This window comes from Streptomyces albus subsp. albus, assembly GCF_000725885.1.
GTDB classification, from domain to species: domain Bacteria; phylum Actinomycetota; class Actinomycetes; order Streptomycetales; family Streptomycetaceae; genus Streptomyces; species Streptomyces albus.
Genome location: NZ_JODR01000014.1, coordinates 40,104 through 63,589, shown reverse-complemented (window position 1 = coordinate 63,589; position 23,486 = coordinate 40,104). Strand labels below are relative to the sequence as shown.

General features: G+C 75.3%; 20 protein-coding genes. 15 read left to right on the top strand and 5 right to left on the bottom strand.

Annotation, left to right across the window (positions count from 1 at the left end):
• The first annotated feature begins 15 nt into the window (after nt 1-15).
• From IO40_RS0116680 to IO40_RS0116655, 6 genes are read left to right on the top strand one after another with little or no spacing between them, the layout of a single operon-like run.
• Nucleotides 16-1,413 carry an O-antigen ligase family protein gene (locus tag IO40_RS0116680; RefSeq protein ID WP_079128761.1) on the top strand — a complete coding sequence of 466 codons (1,398 nt, stop codon included), beginning with the start codon at nt 16-18 and terminating at the stop codon, nt 1,411-1,413.
• On the top strand, nt 1,410-3,521 hold the full coding sequence (locus IO40_RS33655) for a lipid II flippase MurJ (protein WP_016471071.1): 2,112 nt from the start codon (nt 1,410-1,412) through the stop codon (nt 3,519-3,521). Before IO40_RS0116680 ends, IO40_RS33655 begins: the two co-directional genes overlap by 4 nt.
• Entirely contained in the window at nt 3,511-4,302 is a 792-nt protein-coding gene (locus tag IO40_RS0116670) for a polysaccharide deacetylase family protein (RefSeq protein WP_016471070.1), read from the top strand. Before IO40_RS33655 ends, IO40_RS0116670 begins: the two co-directional genes overlap by 11 nt.
• Nucleotides 4,299-5,609, top strand: a complete 1,311-nt coding sequence (locus tag IO40_RS0116665) for a glycosyltransferase (RefSeq protein WP_016471069.1) — start codon at nt 4,299-4,301, stop codon at nt 5,607-5,609. Before IO40_RS0116670 ends, IO40_RS0116665 begins: the two co-directional genes overlap by 4 nt.
• 14 nt (nt 5,610-5,623) lie before the next feature.
• Nucleotides 5,624-6,388, top strand: coding sequence for a YveK family protein (locus IO40_RS0116660; RefSeq protein WP_031029390.1), 765 nt, complete (start codon nt 5,624-5,626; stop codon nt 6,386-6,388).
• Nucleotides 6,385-7,614 carry a GNAT family N-acetyltransferase gene (locus tag IO40_RS0116655; RefSeq protein ID WP_016471067.1) on the top strand — a complete coding sequence of 410 codons (1,230 nt, stop codon included), beginning with the start codon at nt 6,385-6,387 and terminating at the stop codon, nt 7,612-7,614. Before IO40_RS0116660 ends, IO40_RS0116655 begins: the two co-directional genes overlap by 4 nt.
• Nucleotides 7,615-7,660: 46 nt before the next feature.
• Here the strand turns inward: IO40_RS0116655 and IO40_RS0116650 are convergent, their stop codons facing one another.
• Nucleotides 7,661-8,980, bottom strand: coding sequence for a glycoside hydrolase family 26 protein (locus tag IO40_RS0116650; protein WP_016471066.1), 1,320 nt, complete (start codon nt 8,978-8,980; stop codon nt 7,661-7,663).
• 221 nt (nt 8,981-9,201) lie between these two features.
• Here IO40_RS0116650 and IO40_RS0116645 point away from each other — a divergent pair, with 221 nt between their 5' ends.
• Nucleotides 9,202-10,650 (top strand): NAD(P)-binding domain-containing protein, encoded by a 1,449-nt coding sequence (locus IO40_RS0116645; protein WP_031175666.1) that lies wholly within the window; start codon nt 9,202-9,204, stop codon nt 10,648-10,650.
• A 445-nt stretch (nt 10,651-11,095) separates the two neighbouring features.
• On the opposite strand, the gene IO40_RS38255 is transcribed toward IO40_RS0116645, so the two are convergent.
• From IO40_RS38255 to IO40_RS0116630, 3 genes are all read right to left on the bottom strand, one after another.
• Nucleotides 11,096-11,599: a hypothetical protein gene (locus tag IO40_RS38255; RefSeq protein ID WP_016471064.1), complete on the bottom strand. Its 504-nt coding sequence runs from the start codon at nt 11,597-11,599 to the stop codon at nt 11,096-11,098.
• A 24-nt stretch (nt 11,600-11,623) separates the two neighbouring features.
• Nucleotides 11,624-11,935 (bottom strand): DUF2795 domain-containing protein, encoded by a 312-nt coding sequence (locus IO40_RS0116635; protein ID WP_016471063.1) that lies wholly within the window; start codon nt 11,933-11,935, stop codon nt 11,624-11,626.
• 77 nt (nt 11,936-12,012) lie between these two features.
• Entirely contained in the window at nt 12,013-12,429 is a 417-nt protein-coding gene (locus IO40_RS0116630; RefSeq protein ID WP_030405403.1) for a DUF2267 domain-containing protein, read from the bottom strand.
• A 356-nt stretch (nt 12,430-12,785) separates the two neighbouring features.
• Between IO40_RS0116630 and IO40_RS0116625 the strand changes: the two genes are divergently transcribed.
• Complete coding sequence (locus IO40_RS0116625) at nt 12,786-13,580, top strand: SDR family oxidoreductase (protein ID WP_041969073.1); 795 nt, start codon at nt 12,786-12,788, stop codon at nt 13,578-13,580.
• Nucleotides 13,581-13,618: 38 nt separating this feature from the next.
• On the opposite strand, the gene IO40_RS0116620 is transcribed toward IO40_RS0116625, so the two are convergent.
• Nucleotides 13,619-14,173, bottom strand: a complete 555-nt coding sequence (locus IO40_RS0116620; protein WP_016471060.1) for a sugar O-acetyltransferase — start codon at nt 14,171-14,173, stop codon at nt 13,619-13,621.
• Nucleotides 14,174-14,463: 290 nt separating this feature from the next.
• On the opposite strand from IO40_RS0116620, the gene IO40_RS0116615 reads away from it, so the two are divergent.
• The 7 genes from IO40_RS0116615 (at nt 14,464) to IO40_RS0116585 (ending at nt 23,250) form a co-directional block, all read left to right on the top strand.
• Nucleotides 14,464-15,975: an MFS transporter gene (locus IO40_RS0116615; protein WP_016471059.1), complete on the top strand. Its 1,512-nt coding sequence runs from the start codon at nt 14,464-14,466 to the stop codon at nt 15,973-15,975.
• Entirely contained in the window at nt 15,972-17,492 is a 1,521-nt protein-coding gene (locus IO40_RS0116610; protein ID WP_016471058.1) for an FGGY family carbohydrate kinase, read from the top strand. The genes IO40_RS0116615 and IO40_RS0116610 overlap by 4 nt, the downstream gene beginning before the upstream one ends.
• A gap of 421 nt (nt 17,493-17,913) precedes the next feature.
• A complete protein-coding gene (locus tag IO40_RS0116605) occupies nt 17,914-19,599 on the top strand; it encodes a glycerol-3-phosphate dehydrogenase/oxidase (protein WP_031175665.1) in 1,686 nt (561 codons plus the stop codon).
• On the top strand, nt 19,596-21,149 hold the full coding sequence (locus IO40_RS0116600) for an FAD-binding oxidoreductase (protein ID WP_016471056.1): 1,554 nt from the start codon (nt 19,596-19,598) through the stop codon (nt 21,147-21,149). Before IO40_RS0116605 ends, IO40_RS0116600 begins: the two co-directional genes overlap by 4 nt.
• 18 nt (nt 21,150-21,167) lie before the next feature.
• Nucleotides 21,168-21,797, top strand: coding sequence for a glycerol-3-phosphate responsive antiterminator (locus IO40_RS0116595; protein ID WP_031175664.1), 630 nt, complete (start codon nt 21,168-21,170; stop codon nt 21,795-21,797).
• Between the two features lie 5 nt (nt 21,798-21,802).
• Complete coding sequence (locus IO40_RS0116590) at nt 21,803-22,105, top strand: putative quinol monooxygenase (RefSeq protein WP_016471054.1); 303 nt, start codon at nt 21,803-21,805, stop codon at nt 22,103-22,105.
• Complete coding sequence (locus tag IO40_RS0116585; RefSeq protein WP_016471053.1) at nt 22,102-23,250, top strand: zinc-binding dehydrogenase; 1,149 nt, start codon at nt 22,102-22,104, stop codon at nt 23,248-23,250. Before IO40_RS0116590 ends, IO40_RS0116585 begins: the two co-directional genes overlap by 4 nt.
• Nucleotides 23,251-23,486 lie beyond the last annotated feature (236 nt).

Sequence of the window (23,486 nt, the reverse complement as noted above, 5' to 3'; positions counted from 1 at the left end):
CCGGGCGCCGACAGGGTGGCAGGCGCGCCCGGCGGCGTGGTGCGGGAGGCCGGCGGTGTCGTTCCGGCGCCGCGTGCCGCACCCGGGGAGGCGGCCGGCCGGCGGTTCTCGTACGGGCCCGTGGTGCCGGTCGTGGCGACGGTGCTGCTGCTGTGCGTCCCGCCCGGCCCGGAAGGGCCGGGCGGCAGCACCCCGGCCGATCTGGCCTCGGGCGTGCTGGTCGTCTGGTGCGTCCTGGCGCTGTTGCGCCGCCGGCGGTCCACGGCCGCAGGGCCGGGCCGCGCGGTGCCGTCCCCGCTCACTCCGCTGGCGGCGCTCGTCCTGGGCGGCCCGGCCGTGGCGTTCGCCGTCGCGACGGTCGCCTCCCACGATCCGGCAGCGAGCCTGCCCGGTTTCGTGCGCTATCTGCAACTGTTCGTCCTGGTGCCGGGTGCGGTGCTGCTGTCGTTGCGGGACGCCCGCGACGCCCGGCTGGTGTCGGCGGCGATCGTGGTGCTGGCCCTGGCCGAGGGGGCGGTCGGTGTCGTACAGGCCACCACCCGCACGGGCGCCTCCTACATGGGCCAGGACATCCGGGCGGTGGGCACGTTCGGGGCGCTCGACGTGATGGGCATGGCGACGGTCGTCTCCTACGGGCTGATGATCGCGTTCGCCTTCGCCCTGGCGCCGCCCGCCGGGGCGCACCGCCGGCTGCGGCCGTGCGCCCTGGTCTGCGCCGCCGTGTTCGTGGTGCCGCTGGCCCTCTCGTACAGCAGGGGCGCGTGGATCGCGACCGTGCTGGCGTGCGTACTGCTTCTGCTGCTGCGCGGCGTCCGTACGGCGGTCGCGGTACTGGCGGCGCTGACGGCGGCGGGCGTGGTACTGGTCGGCGGTTTCGGCGTCGGTTCCGCGCAGTTGGGGGAACGGCTGCACAGCATCACCGAGGTGTCCGACTCACCGGACCAGTCGGTCACCGACCGGTACAGCCTGTGGAGCGCGGCGTGGGACATGTGGCGTCAGGACCCGGCCACGGGTGTCGGCCCGAAGGGGTTCCCGGCGCACCGGGACGCGCACGCGCCGCTGGCCCTGTCGTCCGGCAGCGACACCGCCGGTGCGGGGGTGTCCTTCCAGCGGGAGCCGCTGCTGTCGCCGCACAACATGTATCTGCTCGTCCTGAGCGAGCAGGGGCTGATCGGTGCGGTGGCGTTCGTCGGCTCGTGGGGGGTGCTGCTGGTGTGCGGTCTGCGCCGGTTCGGGGCCGCGCGGCACGGACGCACCGCGGACTGCGGGCTGGTGGCCGTCGGGCTTCTCGTGTGGCAGGTGATCAATTTCTTCTACGGCGACATCGGCGGCCCCTCGACCGTGCTGACGGCCCTCGCCGCCGGTCTGGCCACGTGGTGGGCGCTGTCGCCCGCGAACGGGCCGGCCCGATGAGCGGCGACCGGCGCCCGCCGTCCGAACGGCCTGCTTCCGCGCGGCACATGGCCGGTGCGGGTCCCGCTGACCGGCGCCCGGACGGCACATCCGTTCCTGGCGCACCGCGGCCGGTGACCGGCCCGGACGCCCCCGCGGCGCGGGGTGGCGACGACCGCGCCGCCCCACCCGTCCACCCGCCCGCCTCCGCGTCGGGCACGGCCGCCGCCCCCCGGACCGCGCCGGCAGCCCCCTCGTCCGCTGCGGAGGACGCCCGGCAGAACGTCCCGCAGGGCACCCGGCAGGAGGCCCCGCAGAACGCACGGCTGAACGCCCCGGACGGCACCGTCGCGGACCGGCGGGCCCACCAGGGCGGCCGGGAAGTGCCGCTGGAGGCCATCGCACCGGTCACCCCGCCACCGGCCGCCCCGTCGCCGACCACTCCGCCACCGGTCACCCCGCCACCGGCCGCAGCCGCCGCGCCGACGACGGCCGCCGCCCCGGAGCCCCGCCCGGCCGACGCCGGGCGACGGGGGCGGGCCCGCCGGGTCGGTGGCGAGGAAGTGCCGCTGCTGGGGCGGTTCCTGGCGCGGGCCGCGGCGGTGACGGCGGCGCTGACCGCCGCCGGGTCGCTGTGCGGGCTGCTGCGCGACCAGGCGATCGCGCAGCTGTTCGGCGCGGACGCGGCAACCGACGCGTTCCTGGTGGCCTGGACCGTGCCCGAGCTGGCCTCGACGCTGCTGATCGAGGACGCCATGGCGCTGGTGCTGGTGCCCGCGTTCAGTGTCGCGCTGGCCCGCCGTGCCGCGGGCGGGGCCGAGGGCGACGACCCGGTGCGGACACTGGTGGCCGCCACGCTGCCGCGTATGGCGCTGTGGCTGGCGGGCGCGGCGGGGCTGCTGGCGCTGGCGGCTCCCCAAGTGGTGCGGGTGCTCGCCCCGGGGCTGGCCGACGTGAGCACCGCGGCGGCCTGTCTGCGGCTGACCGCGCTCACCGTGCTCTTCTTCGGTGTGGCCGGCTACTTCAGCGCGGCCCTCCGCGCCCACCGGCACTTCGTGGCGCCCGCCGCGATCTATGTGGCGTACAACTGCGGAATCATCGGGGTGACCGTCGCCGGGCACGGCCTGTGGGGGGTGCGGGCCGCGGCGCTGGGGGTGGCGGCCGGCGGGGCGTTGATGGTGCTGGTCCAGTTGCCGTCGTTCCTGCGCCGGCTGCCGGGCCGGGGGCCCCGTGCGGTGCGGGCCCCGCGCTGCCGGGCCGGCGCGCTGACGGCGGTCGGCCTGGGCGCGCTGGCGCCGGTGGTCACCTTCGCGGTGAGCCGCCAGGCGCAGGTCCTCTTCGAACGCTTCGTGGCCTCTTCCCTGCCGGCCGGGGCGATCTCGCACCTCAACTACGCGCAGAAGGTCGCCCAGTTGCCGATGGTGCTGTCGCTGATGGTGTGCACGGTGACGTTCCCCGTCGTGGCCCGGGCCATGGCGGACGGCGCCGCCGAGGTGGCCCGGCGGCGGGTGGAGCGGGACCTGGCGCTGGCGGGGATCGTGGTGCTGCTGGGCGCCGCGTACGTGGTGGCGTGCGCGCCGCAGATCATCGGGCTGCTCTTCCAGCGGGGCGCGTTCGACGCGCGGGACACGGCGGCGACGGCCGCGGTGATGCGGGTCTACACGTGCGGGCTGCTGGGCCACAGCATGGTCGGCGCGCTGGTGCGGCCGTTCTTCTCGGGGGACCGGCCGCCGTGGTACCCGGCGGCCTCGATGGGCGTGGGGCTGGCCGTGACGGCGGGTGCGGGGCTGCCGGCGGCCGGGCTGTGGGGGGTGTACGGCATCGCCGCCGCCAACGCGCTGGGCATCACGACGACGGCCGCGCTGCTGTTGCGGGGGCTCGGCGCCCGGGTGGTGGCCATCGACGTGCCGCGGGTGGCGGGCGGGCTGCTGCGGCTGCTGCTGGCGGCGGGCGCGGCGGCTGCGGCCGGCTGGGCCGCGGCCGGGCTGTGTGCGGCGCCGCTGGCGGGGGCGGCGCTCGGCGGGGTCGTGGTGCCGGTCGCGTTCGTCTGCGTCGGCCTGCTGGTGGGGGCGCCCGAGCTGCCCCAACTGTTCACCACCGTCAAACGGAGGATCACGCATGCGCGCTGACAACGGTTCGCGGGCGCCGTGGGTGCTCATGTACCACTCGGTGTCCGACTGCACGCAGGACCCGTACCGGATCACCGTGGCCCCCGCCCGGCTGGAGCGGCAGTTGCGCTGGCTGCGGGAGCGGGGGCTGCGCGGGGTGGGCGTCGGCCGGCTGCTGCGGGAGCGCGCGGCGGGCCGGGCGGCCGGTCTGGTGGGGCTGACGTTCGACGACGGGTACGCCGACTTCCTGACGGGCGCCCTGCCGGTGCTGCGCCGCCACGGCTGCACGGCGACCGTGTTCGTGCTGCCGGGGCGGCTCGGCGGCGTCAACGCGTGGGACGAGGAGGGTCCGCGCAAACCGTTGCTGGACGCCGACGGGGTGCGCGCGGTGGCGGCGGCCGGTATGGAGGTCGGCTCGCACGGCCTGCTGCACACCGTTCTGACGACGGCCGACGACGCCGGACTGGAACGGGAGACGGCGCACAGCCGCGCGCTGCTGACGGAGTTGACCGGCACCGCCCCGGAGGGGTTCTGCTACCCGTACGGGACGTGCGACCGGCGCGCTGTCGAGGCGGTGCGGGCCGCCGGCTACGGGTACGCCTGCGCCATCGACCCCGGGCCGCTCACCGGTCTGCACGCGCTGCCCCGCGTCCACATCGACGCGCGGGACACGGCCGTGCGGCTGTACGCGAAGAAAGTGCTGCACCCGCTGCGCCGCAGGCCGCTGCCGGCCGCCGCCGTACCGGCCGCCGGGGCGGCGGCGCAGAGCGGACCGGGCGGGCCGGGCGGGGTGCCGCGATGAGGGTGCTGCACATCATCACCGGGCTCGGGGTGGGCGGCGCCGAGGAGCAGTTGCGGCTGCTGCTGCGCCGGCTGCCCCGCCACGGGGTGCACGGCGAGGTGGTGACCCTCACCGAGCCGGGGAGCGTCGCGGCGGGCATCCGCGCGGACGGCACCCGCGTCGTGCATCTGGGCATGGCCGGCAACCGTGATCTGACGGCGCTGCCCCGGCTGGTGGGGCTGGTACGGGCCGGCCGCTTTGACCTGGTGCACACCCATCTGTACCGGGCGTGCGTCTACGGCAGGATCGCCGCCCGGCTGGCCGGGGTACGGGCGGTGGTGGCCACCGAACACTCCCTCGGCGAGGCCGTCTTGGAAGGCCGGCCGCTCACGCGGGGTGTGCGGGCCCTGTATCTGGCGACCGAGCGCCTGGGCACCACCACCGTGGCGGTCTCGGACACGGTGGCCGGCCGGCTGCGCCGCTGGGGCGTCCCGGCGGCACGGCTGTGCACGGTGCCCAACGGGATCGACGCGGACCGCTTCCGCTTCGACGCCGGGCGGCGCGCCCGGGTGCGGCGGCGCCTGGGTGTGGCGCCGGAGGAGTTCGTGGTGGCCGGGGTGGGCCGGCTGGTGCCGGGCAAGCGGTTCGACGTCCTGGTGGACGCGGTGGCTGCGGTACCCGGGGTGCGGCTGCTGCTGGCCGGGGACGGCCCGGAGGCGGCAGCGCTGCGGGAGCGTGCCCGGGCGCGGGGCGCCGGGGACCGGGTGCGACTGCTGGGCGCGTGCGCGGGCGGCCTGGACGGTGCGGCGGGGGCCTCGGCGGGCGGCGTGGGCGATGTGGTCGCCATGGCCGATGCGGTCGATGCGGCTGACGTGGCCGGTGTGGTCGATGTGCCCGGGGTGCTGGCGGCGGCGGACCTGTTCGTGTCGCCGTCGCGGGAGGAGTCCTTCGGGCTGGCCGTCCTGGAAGCGCTGGCCGCGGGGCTGCCGGTGCGTTACGCGGCGTGCCCGGCGGTGGCCGACCTGCCGCCCGGCGCCGCGCCCGGCGCCCGCCCGCTGCCGGCCTCGCCGCACGGGGTGGCCGACGCGCTCCGTGCCGAGCTGGCCGCCCACGCGGCCGGGCCGCACCGGCTTCCCGTGCCGCCCGTCGTCGGCCACTACGACATCGCGCGCTGCGCGGAGCGGCTGGCGGGGGTCTACCGCGACGCCCTCGGCGCGCCGGGCGGGCCCGGCCCCGGGAGCGGGCCGGCCGTGCCCGCCCGGCCGGCCGGTGCCGCGGCCGGCGCGGCGCCTTCCGACAGCTCGTCGACGACCAGTCCAGTCCCCTGACGCGAGGTGAGTTGATGTCCAGAACCGCTCCGGGAAAAGCCGCATCCGAGGCCGCGCCACCGGGCGCGGAGGCGGGCCCGTCCGCACCGGCGCCGCCGGCCCGGCGGCGGGGGCCGCTGCGCCGGATCCCCCGCTGGTGGCCGCTGCCGGTGTGCGCCGTGCTGGGCGTGGCCGGCGGTGCGGGTTACGCCGAAGTGGCCGAGCCCAGGTACGAGGCGTCCAGTTATGTGCTCGTCTCCCCCGGCGCCCGGGCCGACACGGCCTCGGCGCTCGGTTACGCCCAGGCGTACGGGAAGATCGCCACGGACGCCGTGGTGCTGACCGCGGCGGAGACCCGCGCGAAACTGCCGCGCGGTGTGCTGCGTGCGCACGTGCGGTCCAGCACCTCGCCGGACGCGCCGATGGTGCAGATCACCGGCGATTCGCCCCGGCCCGGCCGGGCGGCCGACTACGCCGACGCGGTGGCCCGTTCGCTGACCCGTACGGCGAAGCAGTCGGCGCACCGCACCGGGGTGCGGCTGACGGTGGTCTCGCCCGCGGCGGCCACCTTGAAGCCGGTGTTCCCGTCCCTGCCCGTCGCCGTGGCGGTGGGGGCCAGCGCGGGCGGCCTGGTGGGCGGACTGCTGCTGCTGGTCCGCCCGCAGCGGCGCCGCGATACGGGCGCCGCACCGGTGCCCGCGCCCGCGCCGGGCGGGGACGGCACGGCTGACACCTCCCCGGCGTCCGGGCAGAGCGGCGAGGCCGAGCAGCGCTCCGACGAGCTGGAGGCGGCCCGGTGACGCCGCCGCTGTCCTCACCCGCCCGGCACAGGCTGGCCGGTCCCGTGCTGGCCCGGTGGCGGGGCGGCCGGGGTGACGCCTCGGGCCGGCCGCCGGCCCGGCTGTCCGCCGCGGTGTACCGCGCGGAGGACCGCTTCGCCGCGCTGGCCGACGACTGGGAGGGGCTGCGCAGGCGGAACCGGTCGGCCACCCCGTTCCAGAGCCACGCCTGGCTGTCGTCGTGGTGGCGGGAGTACGGGCGGCGGGGCCGGCTGCGCATCGTCGTGGTGCGGGAGAACGGCAGGCTGGTGGGGGCGGCGCCGCTGATGCTCGTCCACCGGCCGCTGCCCGCACTGGTCACGCTGGGCGGCTCGATCTCCGACTACCAGGACGTGCTGCTGGACGACAGCTGCCCGCGCGCGGCGGAGGCGCTGGCGCGGGCCCTGCACGCGGCGGCACGCGGCGCCGTACTGGATCTGCGGGAGGTGCGTCCGGGCGGTGCGGCAGAGCGGCTGTACGCGGCCTGGCCGGGGGCCCGCAGATGTCTGTCCGACTCCACCTGTCTGGAGCTGCCCGGGATTCCGATCGAGGAGATGCTGGGGCGGCTCGCCCCGGCCAGCGCCAAGCGGACCCGGCGCAAGCTGCGCCGTATCGACGAACTCGGCATCGTGGCGCACCGGGTGACGGGCGAGCAGGTCGCGGACTCGGTGCGCACCATGCTGGAGCTGCACGAGCGGCAGTGGCGCGGCCGGGGCGTGACGGCGGAGCATCTGCGCCCCCGCTTCGGCACACATCTGGTGCGCGCCGCCGAACGGCTGGTGGCCGACGGGGACGCCACGGTGACCGAGTACCGGATCGGTGCGCGGGTGGCCGCCTGCGACGTCGCGTTCACCTCGCCGGACCTGGTGTGCGGCTATCTGTACGGCGCGGACCCGGAGTTGCGCGCACAGCGGGTGGACATCGCCACCATGCTGCTGCGGCACGACGCGCAGTACGCCTCGTCGACGGGCCGCGGCACGCTGAGCCTGCTGCGCGGCACCGAACCGTACAAGCTGCGCTGGCACCCGGCGACCGTCGTCAACCGGCGCTATCTGCTGGCCCGCCGGGAGCTGCGGCCCCTGCTGGAGCTGCACGCGGCCCGGGTGGCGGCCCGCAGGGCGGCGGCCGGGCTGCTGCGGGAGCACGGCCTGGGCGAGCGGATCCGGGCGCTGCGCTCCCGCACGGCCGGCCAGGGGGCCGGCCGGTGACGGTATGACGACGGTGCGGACGGTGTGCGGTACGCGGCCCGGGCGGCTAGCCGGCCGGGCCGCGCAGCCGGTCCGGGCGCAGACAGTAGGGGCCGATGCCCCAGCACCGCTCCCACCAGGGCCGGGGCGCTGCGGGCTGCTGTGCGGGCACGGGCGGGCTCGCGGGGCGCGGCGGCTTCGGGGGCCGGGGCGGGCCGGACCTGCGGGGGCGCTGCGACGCGGGTTCGCTGCGCGCCGGCGGCGTGGACGGCGGGGTGGACGGCGGGGTCGCGGGCCGGGAGAAGAGGGCCTCCCGGTAGGCGGCCGACGCCTCGGGGTTGTCGCGGCACCGCCACACGCCGTGCGGGCAGTAGTCGCTGATGGTCTCGTAGACGGGCTTGTACCGCTCCATCCAGGCGAGCATGCCGCGCACGTACTCGGGGTTGTCGCCGTTGCGGAACAGGCCCCACTCGGGGTAGGAGACCGGTTTGCCGTGGCGGCGGGCGAAGTCGATGTGCGCCTGGAGTCCGAAGGGTTCGCGCACCTGCTCCTCGAAGGGCATGCCCTTCGGCTGGTCGTAGGCGTCCATGCCGATGATGTCCACCACGTCGTCGCCCGGGTAGCACAGCGTCCAGGGGATCGCGTCGGGGCCGCGGCTGGGTGTGAAGTCGAACCGGAACCGCTGGCCCGGCACGGCCCGCATGGTGGTGACCACGCGGCGCCAGTACTCCTTCCACGCCTCGGGGTCGGGGCGGCAGCGGTGCGCGTAGGTTGCGCCGTTCATCTCCCAGCCCGGCACCAGGACGGTGTCGGCGAGCCCGTGCTCCACCAGCCGTTCGGCGAGGGTGCGGAAGTGGCCGTCGAACCGGCCGGCCGCGCCGTCCACGAGCAGGTCCCGCACCTCCTCGTCGGACAGCCCTGCCTCGTTGCGGGCCTGGAGGGGGACGTTGAGCACGAACAGGTGCCCGGGTTCCTCCCGTCGCCAGCGGGCCCAGGGCTCCAGGAACCCGGGCGGGCCCTCGATGTCGCTCCACCGCTCGCCGGGCAGGTAGGTGTGGCCCACGCGCAGATCGGTGCCGCCCAGCCACTCCTCCATGCCCCGCAGAAGACGTACGCCCTCCGGGCCGGAGCCGAGGAAGGCTCCGACAGCCCGGCCGGCGGGGCCGGACCGGGCGGCGGGCGAGTCGGCGGCGGTCGCGGAGGGGCGGCCCGGGGCGGAGTCGCCGGCCGAGGGGCGGGGCGAGAGGTCCCCGGCGGGGTCGCGTCCGCCACCGGGCAGCACGGTGCAGGAGACGAGCGCCCCCGCGGCGACGACGGCGGACAGCACCGCCCTGATCCGTGCGCGGGCGTGAGTCCTGATGCTGGCCTTGATGTCGCGGGTCCGCATGGGTCCTCCTGCTCGCCGCCGGGCCCAACGTGCGGCCTCCGGCCGGTCCGCACCCCCGGTGAACCGTCAGCGGAATTCTCACCCCGCCCGCCCGTGGCGCCCCGGCAGGACATGCCCTCGCACCGATGTGCGACACCCCGTACCGGCACCGCCGGGAGCGGACCCGCGAGAGCGCACACCGACCACGCACCGGAACACCGTCTGCACAGAGAGGGAAAGCCATGTACGACCTCGTAGTCGTGGGCGCCGGACCCTACGGACTGTCCGTCGCCTCGCACGCCGCCGCCGCGGGCCTCGATCTGCGGGTGCTCGGCAGACCGATGGCCACCTGGCGGGAGCACATGCCACGCGGCATGCTGCTGGCCTCCCGCCCCGAGGCCACCGCCATCGCGGACCCGGAGGGCAGCCGCACTCTGACCGCCTACTGCGCCGGCCAGGGGATCGGCACCGAGGACGCCCCGCTGCCGCTGGACGTCTTCGCCGAGTACGGGACGTGGTTCGCCGAACGGTCGCTGCCGCCCGTGGACGAGCAGACGGTGACCAAGGTGGCGCCGCACCGGGAGGGCTTCCGCATCGAGACCGCGGAGGGCGAGCGGCTGCTGGCCCGGGCCGTGGTGCTGGCCGTCGGTGTGCCGCTGTTCGCCCACCGGCCCCCGGCACTCGCCGGCCTGCCCGCCGAACTGGCCTCCCACAGCACCCACCACCGTGATCTGAGCCCGTTCCGGGGCCGGGAGGTGACCGTGCTCGGCGCCGGGCAGTCGGCGCTGGAGACCGCGGCGCTGCTGGCCGAGGAGGGCGCCCGGGTACAGCTGGTGGCCCGTACCTCGCACCTGGCCTGGGACGCTCCCCCGCAGCCGGAGCGCGGCCGGCCGGCCGCCCTGCGCCGGCCGGTCAGCGCGCTGGGCACCGGCTGGCCCAACTGGGTGTGGTCCCGACTGCCCGGCGCGGTGCGGCACTTGCCCGCGGCGATGCGGCTGCGCATCGCCGACACCGCACCCCGGCCCTCGGGCGCCTGGTGGCTGCGGGACCGCTTCGAGGAGGGGGTGCCGGTACTGCTGGGCCACCGCGTCACGGCGGCCGACCGCACCACGCCCGGTGTGCGGCGCCTCGGTGGCGGCCCGGGCGAGCGGGTACGGCTGTGGCTCGCCGGGGTGAACGGCACCGCCAGCACCCTGGAGACCGAACACGTGCTGGCCGCCACGGGGTTCGCACCCCGGCTGTCCCGGCTGACGCTGCTCGACTCCACACTGCGTGAGGGGCTGCGCCGGATCGGCGGCAGCGACGCGCCGTGGCTGGACGCCCGGTTCGGCTCCTCCTGCCCGGGGCTGTTCTTCGCGGGCCTGCTGACGGTGCCGACGTTCGGCCCGGCGATGCGCTTCGTGCACGGCACGCACTTCACCGCGCCGCGGCTCGTGGAGGGGGTACGGCAGCACCTGGCGGAGCTGTCGCCCGCGACGGGGGCGGCCGGCCCCGTCCCGGCCGGGTCGACCGTCCCCGACAGCACCGCCGCGCATCCGGCCCACACGCTGCACACACAGCGCACGCCCAGCGAGCGGGCGGCGTCCGAGGCCCTGGCGGAGGGGCTGGGCCGGCTGCCCGCACCCGTGAGCCGGCCGGCCGGCTCCCCCGACCGCGCCGCCGCCCACCGGCCCGGCGGCAGCACCGAATGACGGACGGGAGCGCGCCGACGGGCACCTCCTCACGGTGAGGGGGTGCCCGGACCGCGGCCGGGGCGGCCTGTCCGCGGTGCGGAGCGACCCGCCCCACGGTGAGGGGCGGCCTGTCCGCGATACGGGGTGTCCGGCCCACGGTGAGGGGCGGCGGCGCGGGATGACGGGCCGCGCCGCCGCCCAGGTCCCGGTCCCGGCTCCGGAAGGGGTCGGCGGCCGGCGGAACCCCGCACCCGTGCTGCGGCCACCGTGCTCCGGCGGTCGTGTCTCCGGGGCCGGCACGTCAGCAGCGGCCTCACAGGCCCCGATGGTCCACAGGCCAGGGCCTCACGGGGTCCGAACGCCACAAGGGCAGGTGTCATGCGACGCCGGAACACCCCGGGCCGGGACCGCCGGTCTGGGGCGGCCCGGGTGAGGGCGCCCGGCCGCGCCGGTCAGCCGCCGGTCAGCGTCCGGGCTTGCTCTCGAAGCGCGACCCGTCCGCGGCGCCGGCGCCCTGCAGTTCGGTGGCGAGGTGGTGCACGGTCACCAGATCGTGCACCAGATTGCGGGTACGGTCCTGCGGCAGGTCCGCGGCCCGCGAGATGTCGTCCAGGCTGACGGCCTCGCCCCCGTGCTGCTGCTCGGCGGTGACCAGGGCGCGGAAGACCTGCTCGTGCTCCGTCGAGTACGCGGGGCGCCCCCGGCCCTCGTACGGGCTGCGGGACTCGGCGGGGCCCACCCCGCCCTGGGGACGCGGAGCGGGTGCCTCGGCGGTGTGGCCCTGCTTGCCCTGCCGCTGGGCGGGCGTCTCCTCGTCCTGCCGGGCCGAGGGCCCGGCCCGGTGCGTGCGCTGCTTGGACGCACCCGTGGTCACGTTGCGCGCGCTGGGGGCCTCCTCGGCACGGTGTGCTTTGTGCGCCGCCGCGCGCCGCTGTTCCTCGTCTCCTTCGACCTTCTTGCGCACCATGACGGTCCTCCCTCCGGACCTCGGTCAGCGGTCGAGTTCCTCTTCCACCGGCGGTTTGGGGGCGTCGCGCAGATGCTGCGACTGCCCCGGCCGCCCGCCCTTGCGGGCCTGCTCGGCGCGCTGGGCCGGACTGTGGTCGAGGTCGGAGTCGGGGTCCACACGCACCGAGCGGGCCACTTCCTCACGGTTGGCGTACTGGTCGGGCGGTATGCCGCGCAGCGCGGAGCGGACCTGATCGGAGGCGCCGGAGGCGGCTCGGACCAGTTCGTCCTTGTCCGCCGGGAAGTCCACGTCGTCGAGCGCGGCCAGCACTTCCTTGACAGTTGTGTGAGCCATCTTTCTTCGCTGCCTTTCTCGGCGCGTCTCCCGTCCAGAGGGGCGGCGCGGGCCGCGCCGCCTCGCCGTGGACGGTGTCAGTCACCGGCGGTGCCGGTGCTGCCGGAGAAGAGGACGGAGGCCGTCTCCTCGTCCATGGACTGCCGGATCCGTTTGGTCAGTCCGCCCTGGGTCGCCTCCTCCAGCAGTTCCACGACCGTGCGGGCCTCGTGCACCGCCTTGGGCGGGTCGGTCCTGGCCCGCCGTGCCACCCGGTCGAAGAACTCGTGGCGGTCCATCCGCACCCCGGTGACCGGCTCGTCCTGCGCGTACTCGACGCGCCGCAGGTGCTCCCCCAGCTCGACGGGGAGCTGCGCGGCCAGCTTCTCGGCCATCGTGGCGGGGATGCGTTCGGCGAGCGTCTCCAGGGTGGCGCGTGTTCCGGTCTCGGCGGCGCCTCTGCTGGGCAGATGGGCCCGCGCCTGTACCTGACCGATGAACTCGTCGTGCTGCATGGTGTCTCTCCTCACTCGAGCAGACGAACACGAGTCCTTTTCCAGCATGCGCGCCGCTGGTGCGGGGCGCATGTCCGCCGGGTGACCACCGACGGCGCTCCCATGCGTCCGCATTTCCGACGCTTGCGCCCGTTTTCCGGTGTCCGTTTTCCGGCGTCCGGTTTGATGCGCCCCGCGCCCCGCACCCCGGCCCCGGCTCCGCCGGTTTGCCGGTTTGCCGGTTTGCCGGTTTGCCGGTTTGCCGGGCCGGGTCCGGGGTGACCCGGCCCGGTGGACGGGACGGGACGGGACGGCCGGACGGTGAAGGGAGACCGCAGGTGTCGCAGGTGTCCAGCTCGGCTTCCGGGCAGCACACCATGGGCCGGGGACGGGTCGCGGTCGTCACCGGCTCGGATTCCGGCATCGGCCGCGCCACCGCGGTGCGGCTGGCCCGCGACGGCATGGACGTCGGCATCACCTGGCACACCGACCGGGACGGCGCCGAGGAGACCGCGGCGGCCGTCCGGGAGGCCGGGGCCCGTGCCGAGGTGCGGCACCTGGATCTGACCCGACTGCCGGAGGCGGCCGGGGTGGTGGACGAGCTGGCCGACGCGCTGGGACGGCTCGACGTACTGGTCAACAACGCGGGCACCGGGACGTCCACCCCGTTCCTGGACATCGGCCACGCCACCGTGCGGCAGGTGCTCGACGTGGATCTCGTCGGGCCTTTCCTGTGCTCCCAGCGTGCGGCCCGGCGCATGATCGGGCAGGGCGGGGGCGGCGCCATCGTGAACGTCACCAGCGTGCACGAGCACCAGCCGCGTGTCGGGGCCGCCCCGTACTGCGCGGCCAAGGGAGGTCTGGGGCTGCTCACCCAGGTGATGGCGCTGGAGCTGGCCGAGCACGGCATCCGCGTCAACGCGGTCGCACCGGGCGAGATCGCCACCCCGATGACCGGCCGGCAGGACGCGGACGTGCACGCGGCCGAGCGCCCCGGGGTGCCGCTGCGGCGCCCCGGGGACGCCCGCGAAGTGGCCTCCGTGATCGCCTTTCTGGCCGGTGCGGACGCCGGCTATGTGACCGGCGCGTCCTGGGCGGTGGACGGCGGCATGCTGCGGATGGGTCCGCAGGCCGGCTCCCATCTGCCCGACGACTCCTGGCGCCGGCCCTGAGCCCCGCCGGGGCTCCCCGGCCCGGTGGGGCCCGCCCCCTACAGCTCGCGCACCACGCGGGCCGGGTTGCCGACGGCCAGCACACCGGGCGGCAGATCCTTGGTGACCACCGACCCGGCCCCCACGACGGTGTCCGCGCCGATGGTCACCCCGGGGCAGACGATGACGCCGCCGCCCAGCCACACGTTGTCGCCCAGCGTGATGGGCACGGCCTTCTCCCAGCCGGCGCGGCGCCGTTCGGGATCCAGCTCGTGGGTGGGCGTCAGCAGCTGCACATTGGGACCGATCTGCGCATGGCTGCCGATGGTGATGGGCGCGGCGTCCAGGAAGACGGCTCCGAAGTTGATGAACGTGTGGGCGCCGATCGACACATAGGTGCCGTAGTCGCAGTGGAAGGGCGGCCGGATGTTGACGTTCTCGCCCAGGTCGCCGATCAGCTCCCGGAGTATCCGGCGCCGCTCGGCCGGCGAGGCCGCCCCCGCCGAGTTGTACCGCTCGCACAGTGCGGCGCGCCGTTCGGTCTCCGCGAGCAGTTCGTCGTCGTCGGGGATGTACCAGTCGCCGGCCAGCATGCGCTTCTTGTTCTCGCCCACAAGGCTCCCTCCCGGATGCGGTCCGCCACCTCGTCGTGCGGCTGCCGGGAACACTCTCGCAGGCCTGCCGGCGACGGCGGCCGTACAGCCGGGGAAATACTCCCGTAACTCTTGACGGAAACCTGTCTTGCGTTCTTAACTGCTTGCCGTACGACCCGTCCTGGACGGACTCCCTACGGCCTCGCCGTAGATCTTTGGCAGGCACAGACACAGACCACCTGTCGGTGGCTCCGCTGTGTCTGCTTCCTCGCGTTGTGCCATCGGACAGGTCCTCCTGAAAAGGCGGAATGATGGCACAACCTCCGAGCGTCAGAGGCGTCGCCGACATCGTCGCGCTCATCGACGGACTCAGAACCGTGGCGGGCCGGGCACGCCTCTCGTGGTACCTCGCCTTCGGCGGGCTCTTCCTCGACGCGTACGCCAACGCCGCGCTGAGCGCCGGCCTGGGTCCGATGACGGACCAGATGAAGCTCTCCAGCACCCAGATCTCCGTGCTGACCGCGACCGCCCCCTTCCTGGCGATCATCTTCAACCCGGTCGGCGGCTGGCTGGCCAGCCGGATCGGACGGGTGCCCCCGCTGCTGATCGCGAAGGTGTTCGCGGTGGCCGGCGCGGTGCTGGCGGCCTTCTCCGGCGACTTCACGACGGTGTGGCTGGGCCGCGTACTGGTCGGCGTGGCCTACGGCGTGGACTTCGCCGTGGCCATGGCGCTGCTGGCCGAGTACACGCCCAAGGCCAGCAGCGGGCGCCTCAACCTGTGGCAGGCCGTCTGGTACATCGCCACCACCGGCAACCTCGCCCTGGCCCTCGGCTTCTACAACCTGGACGTCGGCCAGGACATCTGGCGCTGGTCGCTGGGCTCGGCCGGGGTGATCGCGGCCGTGCTGCTGGTGCTCCAGTGGCTGTTCCTGGTGGAGAGCCCGGCCTGGCTGGCCAGCAAGGGGCGGCTGCCGGAAGCGGTACGCAACCTGCGCCGGATGTACGGCATCGAGGCGGTGGCCGCCGAGCCCGAGGCGGCGCGCGACGGTGCGGGCGCCGCGCGGCCCGCGGTGGGCTTCCGCGACGCCGGCGTGCTGTTCAAGGGCGCCTATCTGCCGCGCACCGTGCTGTCGTCGGTGATCTCGCTGGGACAGGGCATGCAGTACTTCGCCGTCGGCTGGTACCTGCCCGTCATCAGCCTGGCGATCTTCGGGGAGAGCTTCGAGAAGGCGACGATCGGCTCGATGGTCTTCAACGCCGTCGGTATCGCCGGCGGCCTGGCCTCCGCCCTCTTCGGCCGCAAGCTGGGGCTGCGGCTCAGCTCCGCGTACGGCTTCGGCGGGGTCTTCGTGGCCCTGGTGGTGATGGGGCTGACGTTCGGCAAGGCGCCGCTGGTGGTGGCGTTCTGTCTGCCGGTGCTGTTCATCCTCTGCCACTCGGCCGGGCCCGGCGCCAACGGCAAGTCCATCGCCGCGCTGTCGTACACCAGTGACGTCCGTGCCCTGGGGACGGGCGTGACCGGCATGGTCGGCAGCTTCGGCTCCGTGATCGGCCTGTACGTCTTCCCGCAGATCAAGGAATCCCTGGGCCTGGGCAACACCTTCCTGGTGCTGTCGGTGGTGCCGCTGCTGGGCATGCTCACCTGCCTGGCCGTCAAATGGGACCCCATCCAGGCCACCGCCTCCCCCGACGAGGCCGCCGCCGACGGCACCGGCAGCGCGGCCCCGGCGGGCACTCCCGGCACCCCCGGCTCGGCTCCGTTCCCGGCCGCGCCGGGCAGCGGCACCGCGGCGCCGCTGGGCACCGGAGGGGGCAAGCCGTGACGCCCCGGACCACCCCGGCGGGACGGACCCGGCGCGGTGTGCTCGCCATCGACGAGGGCACCACCGGGACCCGGGCCGGCATCGTGTGGGAGGACGGCGGCGTCGGAGAGGTCTTCTACCGGCCCATCAAGGTGAGCCATCCCGACGCGCTCTCCGTCGAGCAGGACCCGATGGAGATCTGGACGGCGACGCTGGACGTGTGCCGGCAGGCCCTGGCCGCCGCCGGCGACGGCACCGAGGTGACGGCCTGCGCACTGACCACCCAGCGGGCCACCGCCATCCTGTGGGACCGGGTGACGGGACTGCCCCTGCTGCCCGCCGTGGTCTGGCAGGACCGCCGCTACGCGCAGGACCTGACCGCCTACGAGGAAGCGTGGGACCCGGTGCTGCTGGAGCGCACCGGGCGCCCCGTCGGCTCCCGCCAGCCGTTCCTGTGGGCCGCCCGGCAGCTCGCCGAACGGCCCGAGGTCGCCGCGGCCCACCGGGAGGGACGGCTGCTGTTCGGCACCGTCGACACCTGGCTGATCTGGCAGCTCACCCGGGGCGCCACCCACGCCACCACCGCCTCCAACGCGGGCTCCACCGGCGGCTACCTGCTGCACGAGCACGCCTGGGACACCGAGTGGATCGCCCACCTGGGCTTCCCCCTCGATCTGCTGCCCGCGCTGTGCTCCGACGACGCGGACCTGGGCCGCACCGACGCGGACACGCTCGGCATCTCCGTCCCGCTGGCCGCCTCCATGGGCGACCAGCACGCGGCACTGCTGGCACTGGGCGGGCTGGAGGCCGGGCTGGGCATGTGCGTCTACGGCACCGGCGCGTTCGTGGACGTGGCCACCGGCACCGAACCGGCCCTGCCGCGGACCGACATCGCCGGGGTGCTGGCCCAGCCGGGCTGGCGGCAGGGCGAGCGGACGCTCTTCAGCCTGGAGGCGTACGCCTCGACCACCGGCTCGGCGCTGCGCTGGCTCTGCGACGACCTGGGGCTGTTCGAGACGCCGCAGCAGATCGGGGAGCTGGCGGCGACCTGCGCGTACGCCCCGGGCGGGCCGCGGTTCTTCCCCGCGCTCGCCGGGGTGCGGGTCCCGGTGTGGCGTCCGGGGGCGACCGGGGCGCTGAGCGGGCTGAGCCTGGCCACCGGCAGGGCCGAGATCGCCCGCGCGGTGCTGGAGGGCATCGCGCACTCGGTGTGCGACCTGGTGGACGGGGTGGCCGACACGATGGGCGCGCCGTTCCGGCGACTGCGGGTCGGCGGCGGGGTGTCCGGCAGCGACCCGCTGCTGCGCATCCAGGCCGATCTGGTCGGCATGCCGCTGGAGCGGGTCGCCGACTCGGCGACCGCGAGCCTGCGCGGCAGCGCCTATCTGGCCGGGGTGGGCGCCGGTCTGTGGTCCTCGCTGCGCGAGGTCGTCGAGGCACAGCCGGCGGGCCGCGTCTTCGAGCCCGGTATCGGGGCGGGTGACCGCGAGGAGCGGCGCGCCGAATGGCGCGCGCTCGCGGCTGCCCACCTCGGCTGAACGGGGCCGCACGGACTCCGGTCCACACGCGGATCACGGCCACCGGCATCGGAAGGCCGGGGGCCGGCAGGCGGGCCATGGTCCGCGAGTCTGCACCGGCGCCGTCCGCACCCAGCGCGGCCGGCCCTCCCCGCGAGGCCCTGCTGGTGGCGACGGCGGTCCGTCGGACGACGGCCCCCGCGACCCACCGGCGGACCGGAGCCGCCGAGACGGACCCGCCGCACCGGATCCGCCGGCCCCGGAGCGGACCCGCCAACCGGAGCCGGCCGTCCCCGACAGCCCCCGCCGCGCCCCGCACCGTCCGGGCCGCACCCGACCGGCGCGGCCCGCCAGACCACTTGCGCGCACCGTCCCGCGGTGCACGCGACCGCACGACAGGCGGCGGCCCACCGGCCGCCGCAGGCACTACCTGGAGTTGATTGTGATCACCATGCCAGCCCGCAAGCCGGGCCGCTCGGCACGGGCGACGCGCCGTACGGCGCTGCTGCTCGACCGGCGGAGGACCACCCGGCAGCTCGCGGACGAGCAGTTCGACGTGCTTGTCGTCGGCGGCGGCATCACGGGGGCCTACACCGCGCTCGACGCGGTCTCACGGGGCCTGCGCACCGCCCTGGTGGAGCGGGACGACTTCGCCTCCGGCACCTCCTCGAAGTCCTCGAAGATGGTGCACGGGGGCCTGCGCTACATCGAGCAGGGCAATGTCAACCTCGTGCGGCACTCGCTGCTGGAGCGGCACCGCTTCCGCCGCAACGCGCCGCACCTGGTGCACCGGCTGCCGTTCCTCTTCCCGGTCCTGGAGAAGGAGGGCGTCTTCGATCCGCGGCTCGCCAAGGGCTTCGAGGGCCTGCTGTGGACGTACGACCTGGTCGGCGGCTGGCGCATCGGCAAACTGCACCAGCGGCTGACGGTCGACCAGGTGCTGGCGCACGCCCCGACGCTGCGCGCCGACCACCTCAGGGGTGGCCTGATGTACTTCGACAGCCGCGCCGACGACGCCCGCCTCACCCTCACCATCGTCCGCACCGCCGCCGCGCTCGGCGCCACCGTCCTCAACGGGGCCCGTGTGGACGCCCTGCTGACCAGCGGCGGGCGCGCCTGCGGGGCGAAGGCGCACATCGACGGCGAGGAGGTGGAGATCCGCGCACACGCCGTCGTCAACGCGACCGGTGTGTGGACCGACCGGCTCGACTCCATGGCCGACACCCACCACCGCGACCAGGTGCGCCCCGCCAAGGGCGTGCACATCGTGGTGCCCTGGCACAAGCTGCGGATCGACTGCACGGTGACCGTGCCCATCCCGGGCCGGGCCCGCCGCGCCACCTGCACCCGCTGGGGCGACACCGTCGTGCTGGGCACCACCGACAACGACTACCACGGCTCGCCCGACGACGTGCACTGCACCCGTCAGGAGATGGAGTTCCTGCTGGAGGGGGCCCGCACCGCGTTCGACGTGGAGCTGACCCCCGACGACGTGCTGGGCTCCATCGGCGGGCTGCGGCCCCTGGTCGGCAACAAGGAGGGCGCGACCCTCGACATGTCGCGTGACCACCACATCACCGTCGGCCCGACCGGCATGGTGACCGTCACCGGCGGCAAGCTGACCACCAGCCGGCACATGGGCGAGCTGGTCATCGACAAGGTGGCCGGGGTGCTGGGCCGCAAGGGCCTCAAGTCCCGCACCACGCATCTGCCGCTGCTGGGCGGCGCCGGGTACGACGCCGAGGCGGTGGCCGCCTCCGGCGGGCTGGCCGCGCACCTGGGCGAGCGGTACGGCACCGAGGCCCGGTTCGTGCACGACCTGATCGCCGATGACCCCTCCCTGGCCGAGCCCGTCGTCGCCGGGCTGCCCTACACCCGCGCCGAGGTCGTCTACGCGGCCCGCGCCGAGCTGGCCCGCTCCGTGGACGACGTGCTCTCCCGCCGGCTGCGGGCCCGGCTGTTCGCCCGGGACGCCTCCGCCGAGGCGGCGCCCGAGGTCGGCGCCCTGCTCGGCCGCGAACTGGGGCTGACCGACGAGCAGATCGACCAGCAGGTGTCCGACTACCTGACTTCCGTCCGCCACGAGAAGGCCGTCCTGTTCGGGGACGCCGAAGGAGCAGCAGCATGATCAGCCGTCAGACCATCACCCACCCCTTCAACCGGGGCCGTTACACCGTGGGCGCCCCCAGCCCCTCCGGCTGGGCCCAGCGCACCCCCGTGGGGGACGGCCCGGCCGCCCTCCAGAGCGATCCGGTCGAGGTGCCGGCCGCCGTCGTGGAACAGCTGCGCGCCTGCGCGCAGGCCGTGCACACCGCCCGCGAGGAGGTCGTGACCCGCACCCGTGACTGGTGGGCGGGCTCCATGATCGGCGAGACGGACGGCCGTCCGGCCACTCCCGACGCGGTGGTGGTGGAGGCCGCCGACGCCGATCAGGTCGCCGCCGTCCTGCGGATCTGCAACGAGGCCGGTATCCCGGTGACCGCCTCCGCGGGGCGCAGCAACGTCACCGGTGCCGCGCTGCCGGTCTTCGGCGGTGTCGTCCTGGACCTGTGCGGGCTGGACTCGATCCTCTCCTTCGACGCCGAGTCGAACATCGTGGACGTCCAGGCGGGCATGTTCGGCGACCTGTTCGAGAAGGAGCTCCAGGAGACCTACGGGGTGACGACGGGCCACTGGCCCTCGGCGTTCGCCCTCTCCACCGTCGGCGGCTGGGTGGCCTGCCGCGGCGCGGGGCAGCTGTCCACCCGCTACGGCAAGATCGAGGACATGGTCGTCGGGGTGGACGTCGTCCACGCCGACGGGACCCGCGCCACCTACGGCGACTACGCCCGCGCCGCCGTCGGACCCGATCTGCGGCAGCTCTTCGTCGGCTCGGAGGGCACCCTCGGCGTCATCGTCGCGGTGCGGCTGCGGGTGCACCCGCTGCCGGAGTACGCCAAGGCGCTGGCGTTCGGCTTCGAGACGTTCGCGCAGGGGCTCGAGGCGTGCCGCCGCATCCTCCAGCGCGGCGCGACCCCGGCCGTGCTGCGGCTCTACGACCGGCTGGAGAGCGGCGTCCACTTCGACCACCCGGACACCAACCTGCTGCTGATCGCCGACGAGGGCGACCCGACGCTGGTGGACGCCGCGTTGCAGGTGAGCCGCGAGGTGTGCGAGGAGTACGGGCCCGAGCTGGACAGCGCGGCGGTCTTCGACCGGTGGCTGGACGAGCGGATGCTGGTGGGCAAGTCCTCCGACGGTTTCAAGGCCTCCCCCGGCTTCGTCGCCGACACCCTGGAGATGGCCGCCTGCTGGAAGGACCTGCCGGCCATCTACGACGAGGTGGTGGCCGCCATCGAGGGGGTGCCCGGCACCCTGGCCGCCTCCGCCCACCAGTCGCACGCCTACACCGACGGTGCCTGCGTCTACTTCTCGCTGCGCGGCGACGTGGACCCGGCCGAACGCCGCAACTGGTACCGGTCGGTGTGGGACGCGGCCAACGCGGTGCTGATCCGGCACGGCGCCGCCCTCAGCCACCACCACGGCTGCGGTCTGCTGCGCGGGCCCTACCTGGCCGAGGCGCTCGGCGGCGGCTTCCCGACGTTCACGGCGGTGAAGGAGGCACTGGATCCGAGGGGCATCCTCAACCCTGGCAAGCTGGGGCTCCCCAGCCGCTTCGGGACCTCCCCGCTGAGCTGACGACATCCAAGGCAGGTCATGACCCCCAACGCCCGGCCCAGCGCCGCCCGACTCGACCGGAGACTGTCCGCCGCGTTCGCGAAAGTACCGGTCGTCGCCTCGGTCGTCGGCGCCCAGCACCTGAAGGACTTCCTGACGGCGCCCGCCTCCGTGTGCATCCTCGCCTCGGTGCCGGTGGGCAAGCTGCCGCAGGTGGTCCCGGCGCTGGGCCGGGCGGGCAAGACCGTCTTCGTCAACGTGGACTCCTCCCCCGGACTCGCCCAGGACCGGGGCGCCCTGGAGTTCCTCAAGCACATGGGCGCGGTCGGCATGGTCAGCACGCGGCTCTCCCTCGTCGAGAAGGGGCGCCCGCTGGGGCTGCTGACCATGCAGAAGGTGTTCGTCACCGACCGCTCCAACCTCAACCGCAGCGTCGACGCGGTCTCGCGCGGGCTGCCGGACCTGGTGGAGATCATGCCGGCGCCCATCGTCGCCCGGATGTCACCCGAGTCGCTGCGGGCCATGACCCCGCACGTGGCGGCCGGATTCGTGCAGTCGCCCGAGGACGTCGCGGCGGCCCTGGACCTGGGCGCGGTGGCCGCCGCCACCTCCGACCCCCGGCTGTGGCACCTGACCCGGGACACCCTCCCCTCCTCAGAAAAGAGCTGATAGCCATGAGTTTCGTCGTCGTCGCCCGCTACCGGGTGCGGCCCGGCGCCACCGACCAGGTCCTCGCCCTGCTGGACGAGATGGCCGCCGCCTCCCGGAAGGAGCCGGGCAACCGCCGGTACCGGGTGCACCAGGGTGTCGAGGATCCGCGGACCGTGGTGCTGTACGAGGAGTACGACAGCGAGGCCGACTTCACCGCGCACTGCGCCAGTGACCACTTCCGGCGGCTCGTCCTGGAAGGCGTCGTACCGCTGCTGGAGTCCCGCGACGTGGTGCGGCTCGACCCGCGCGAGGAGGTGACGGCGTGAAGACCGCGGCGGTCGTCCTGCGTGCGGTCGCCACCGAGCGGCCCTACACCACCACCTGTCCCGTCCAGGTCGAGGAACTGGAGCTGGGGGCGCCCCGCGAGGGCGAGGTGCTGGTGCGGATCGCCGCGGCCAGCCTCTGCCACTCCGACCTGTCCGTCGTCAACGGCGACCGGGTACGGCCGCTGCCGATGGCGCTGGGCCACGAGGCGGTCGGCGTCGTCGAGGAGACCGGCCCCGGCGTGGCCCGCGTCGCCGCCGGCGACCATGTGGCGCTGGTGTTCGTGCCGAGCTGCGGCTTCTGCGAACGGTGCGCCGAGGGCCGCCCGGCACTGTGCGCGGCAGCCGCGGCGGCCAACGGTTCGGGCGGGCTGCTGCACGGCCCGGCGCTGCTGCGGGACGCGGCGGGCGCCACCGTCAACCACCAGCTGGGCGTCTCCGCCTTCGCCCAGTACGCGGTGGTCGCGCAGGAGTCGCTGGTGCCGATCCCCCACGACGTGCCGTTCACGGTGGCCTCGATGTTCGGCTGCGCGGTGCTCACGGGTGCCGGCGCCGTCCTCAACACCGCCGGGGTGCGGGCCGGCCAGTCCGCGGTGGTCTACGGGCTCGGCGGCGTCGGGCTCTCCGCCGTCATGGGCGCGCGCGCCGCCGGGGCCTGGCCCGTCGTGGCCGTCGACCCGGTCGCCGCCAAGCGGGAACTGGCGCTGCGGCTCGGTGCCCACCACGCGTACGCGCCCGACGAGGCGGAGGCGGCCGTCGCCGACCTGACCGGCGGCGGCGCCGAGTACGCCTTCGAAGCGGTCGGCAGCCCCGGGGTGACGGCCGCCTGTCTGCGGGCCGTGGGCCGGGGCGGGAAGGTCGTCTCCGTCGGCCTGCCCGCACCCGACCGCACCCTGGACGCCGTTCCCGCCCTGGCCTTCGCCGGGGAGGGCAAATCGCTGCTCGGCTCCTACATGGGCGACGCCGTGCCCCGCCGCGACATCCCCCGGTTCCTCGACCTGTGGCGGGCGGGCCTGATGCCCGTCGAGCAGATGCACACGGGGACGCTGCGGCTGACCACCCCGGACGTCAACGCGGCCCTGGAAGCCCTGGCCGACGGCACGGCCATCCGCCAGATCCTGGACACCTCCGGACTGCTCACGACCTGACCCACGGCGCCGGGCCGGGCGCCGGTCCCATGCCGGCGTCCGGCGCGGTGGGACGGCGCCCCGGCGCGGTGGGATGGTGCCTGGCACCGTGGGACCGGCGGCCGGCGCAGCGGGGCCGACGGCCGGCACGGCGGGGCTGGCGGCCGGCACGGCGGGGCCGATGCCCCCGCGCGCACGCGCTGGGACGGTGCCCGGCACCGTGGGACCGGCGCCCCGACGCAGTGGGACAGCGCCCG

Coding starts and splice junctions, on each gene's coding strand:
- IO40_RS33655 (WP_016471071.1), top strand. CDS start 1,410: ATGAGCGGCGACCGGCGCCCGCCGTCCGAACGGCCTGCTTCCGCGCGG.
- IO40_RS0116670 (WP_016471070.1), top strand. CDS start 3,511: ATGCGCGCTGACAACGGTTCGCGGGCGCCGTGGGTGCTCATGTACCAC.
- IO40_RS0116665 (WP_016471069.1), top strand. CDS start 4,299: ATGAGGGTGCTGCACATCATCACCGGGCTCGGGGTGGGCGGCGCCGAG.
- IO40_RS0116660 (WP_031029390.1), top strand. CDS start 5,624: ATGTCCAGAACCGCTCCGGGAAAAGCCGCATCCGAGGCCGCGCCACCG.
- IO40_RS0116650 (WP_016471066.1), bottom strand. CDS start 8,980: ATGCGGACCCGCGACATCAAGGCCAGCATCAGGACTCACGCCCGCGCA.
- IO40_RS0116645 (WP_031175666.1), top strand. CDS start 9,202: ATGTACGACCTCGTAGTCGTGGGCGCCGGACCCTACGGACTGTCCGTC.
- IO40_RS38255 (WP_016471064.1), bottom strand. CDS start 11,599: ATGGTGCGCAAGAAGGTCGAAGGAGACGAGGAACAGCGGCGCGCGGCG.
- IO40_RS0116635 (WP_016471063.1), bottom strand. CDS start 11,935: ATGGCTCACACAACTGTCAAGGAAGTGCTGGCCGCGCTCGACGACGTG.
- IO40_RS0116630 (WP_030405403.1), bottom strand. CDS start 12,429: ATGCAGCACGACGAGTTCATCGGTCAGGTACAGGCGCGGGCCCATCTG.
- IO40_RS0116625 (WP_041969073.1), top strand. CDS start 12,786: ATGGGCCGGGGACGGGTCGCGGTCGTCACCGGCTCGGATTCCGGCATC.
- IO40_RS0116615 (WP_016471059.1), top strand. CDS start 14,464: ATGGCACAACCTCCGAGCGTCAGAGGCGTCGCCGACATCGTCGCGCTC.
- IO40_RS0116600 (WP_016471056.1), top strand. CDS start 19,596: ATGATCAGCCGTCAGACCATCACCCACCCCTTCAACCGGGGCCGTTAC.
- IO40_RS0116595 (WP_031175664.1), top strand. CDS start 21,168: ATGACCCCCAACGCCCGGCCCAGCGCCGCCCGACTCGACCGGAGACTG.
- IO40_RS0116590 (WP_016471054.1), top strand. CDS start 21,803: ATGAGTTTCGTCGTCGTCGCCCGCTACCGGGTGCGGCCCGGCGCCACC.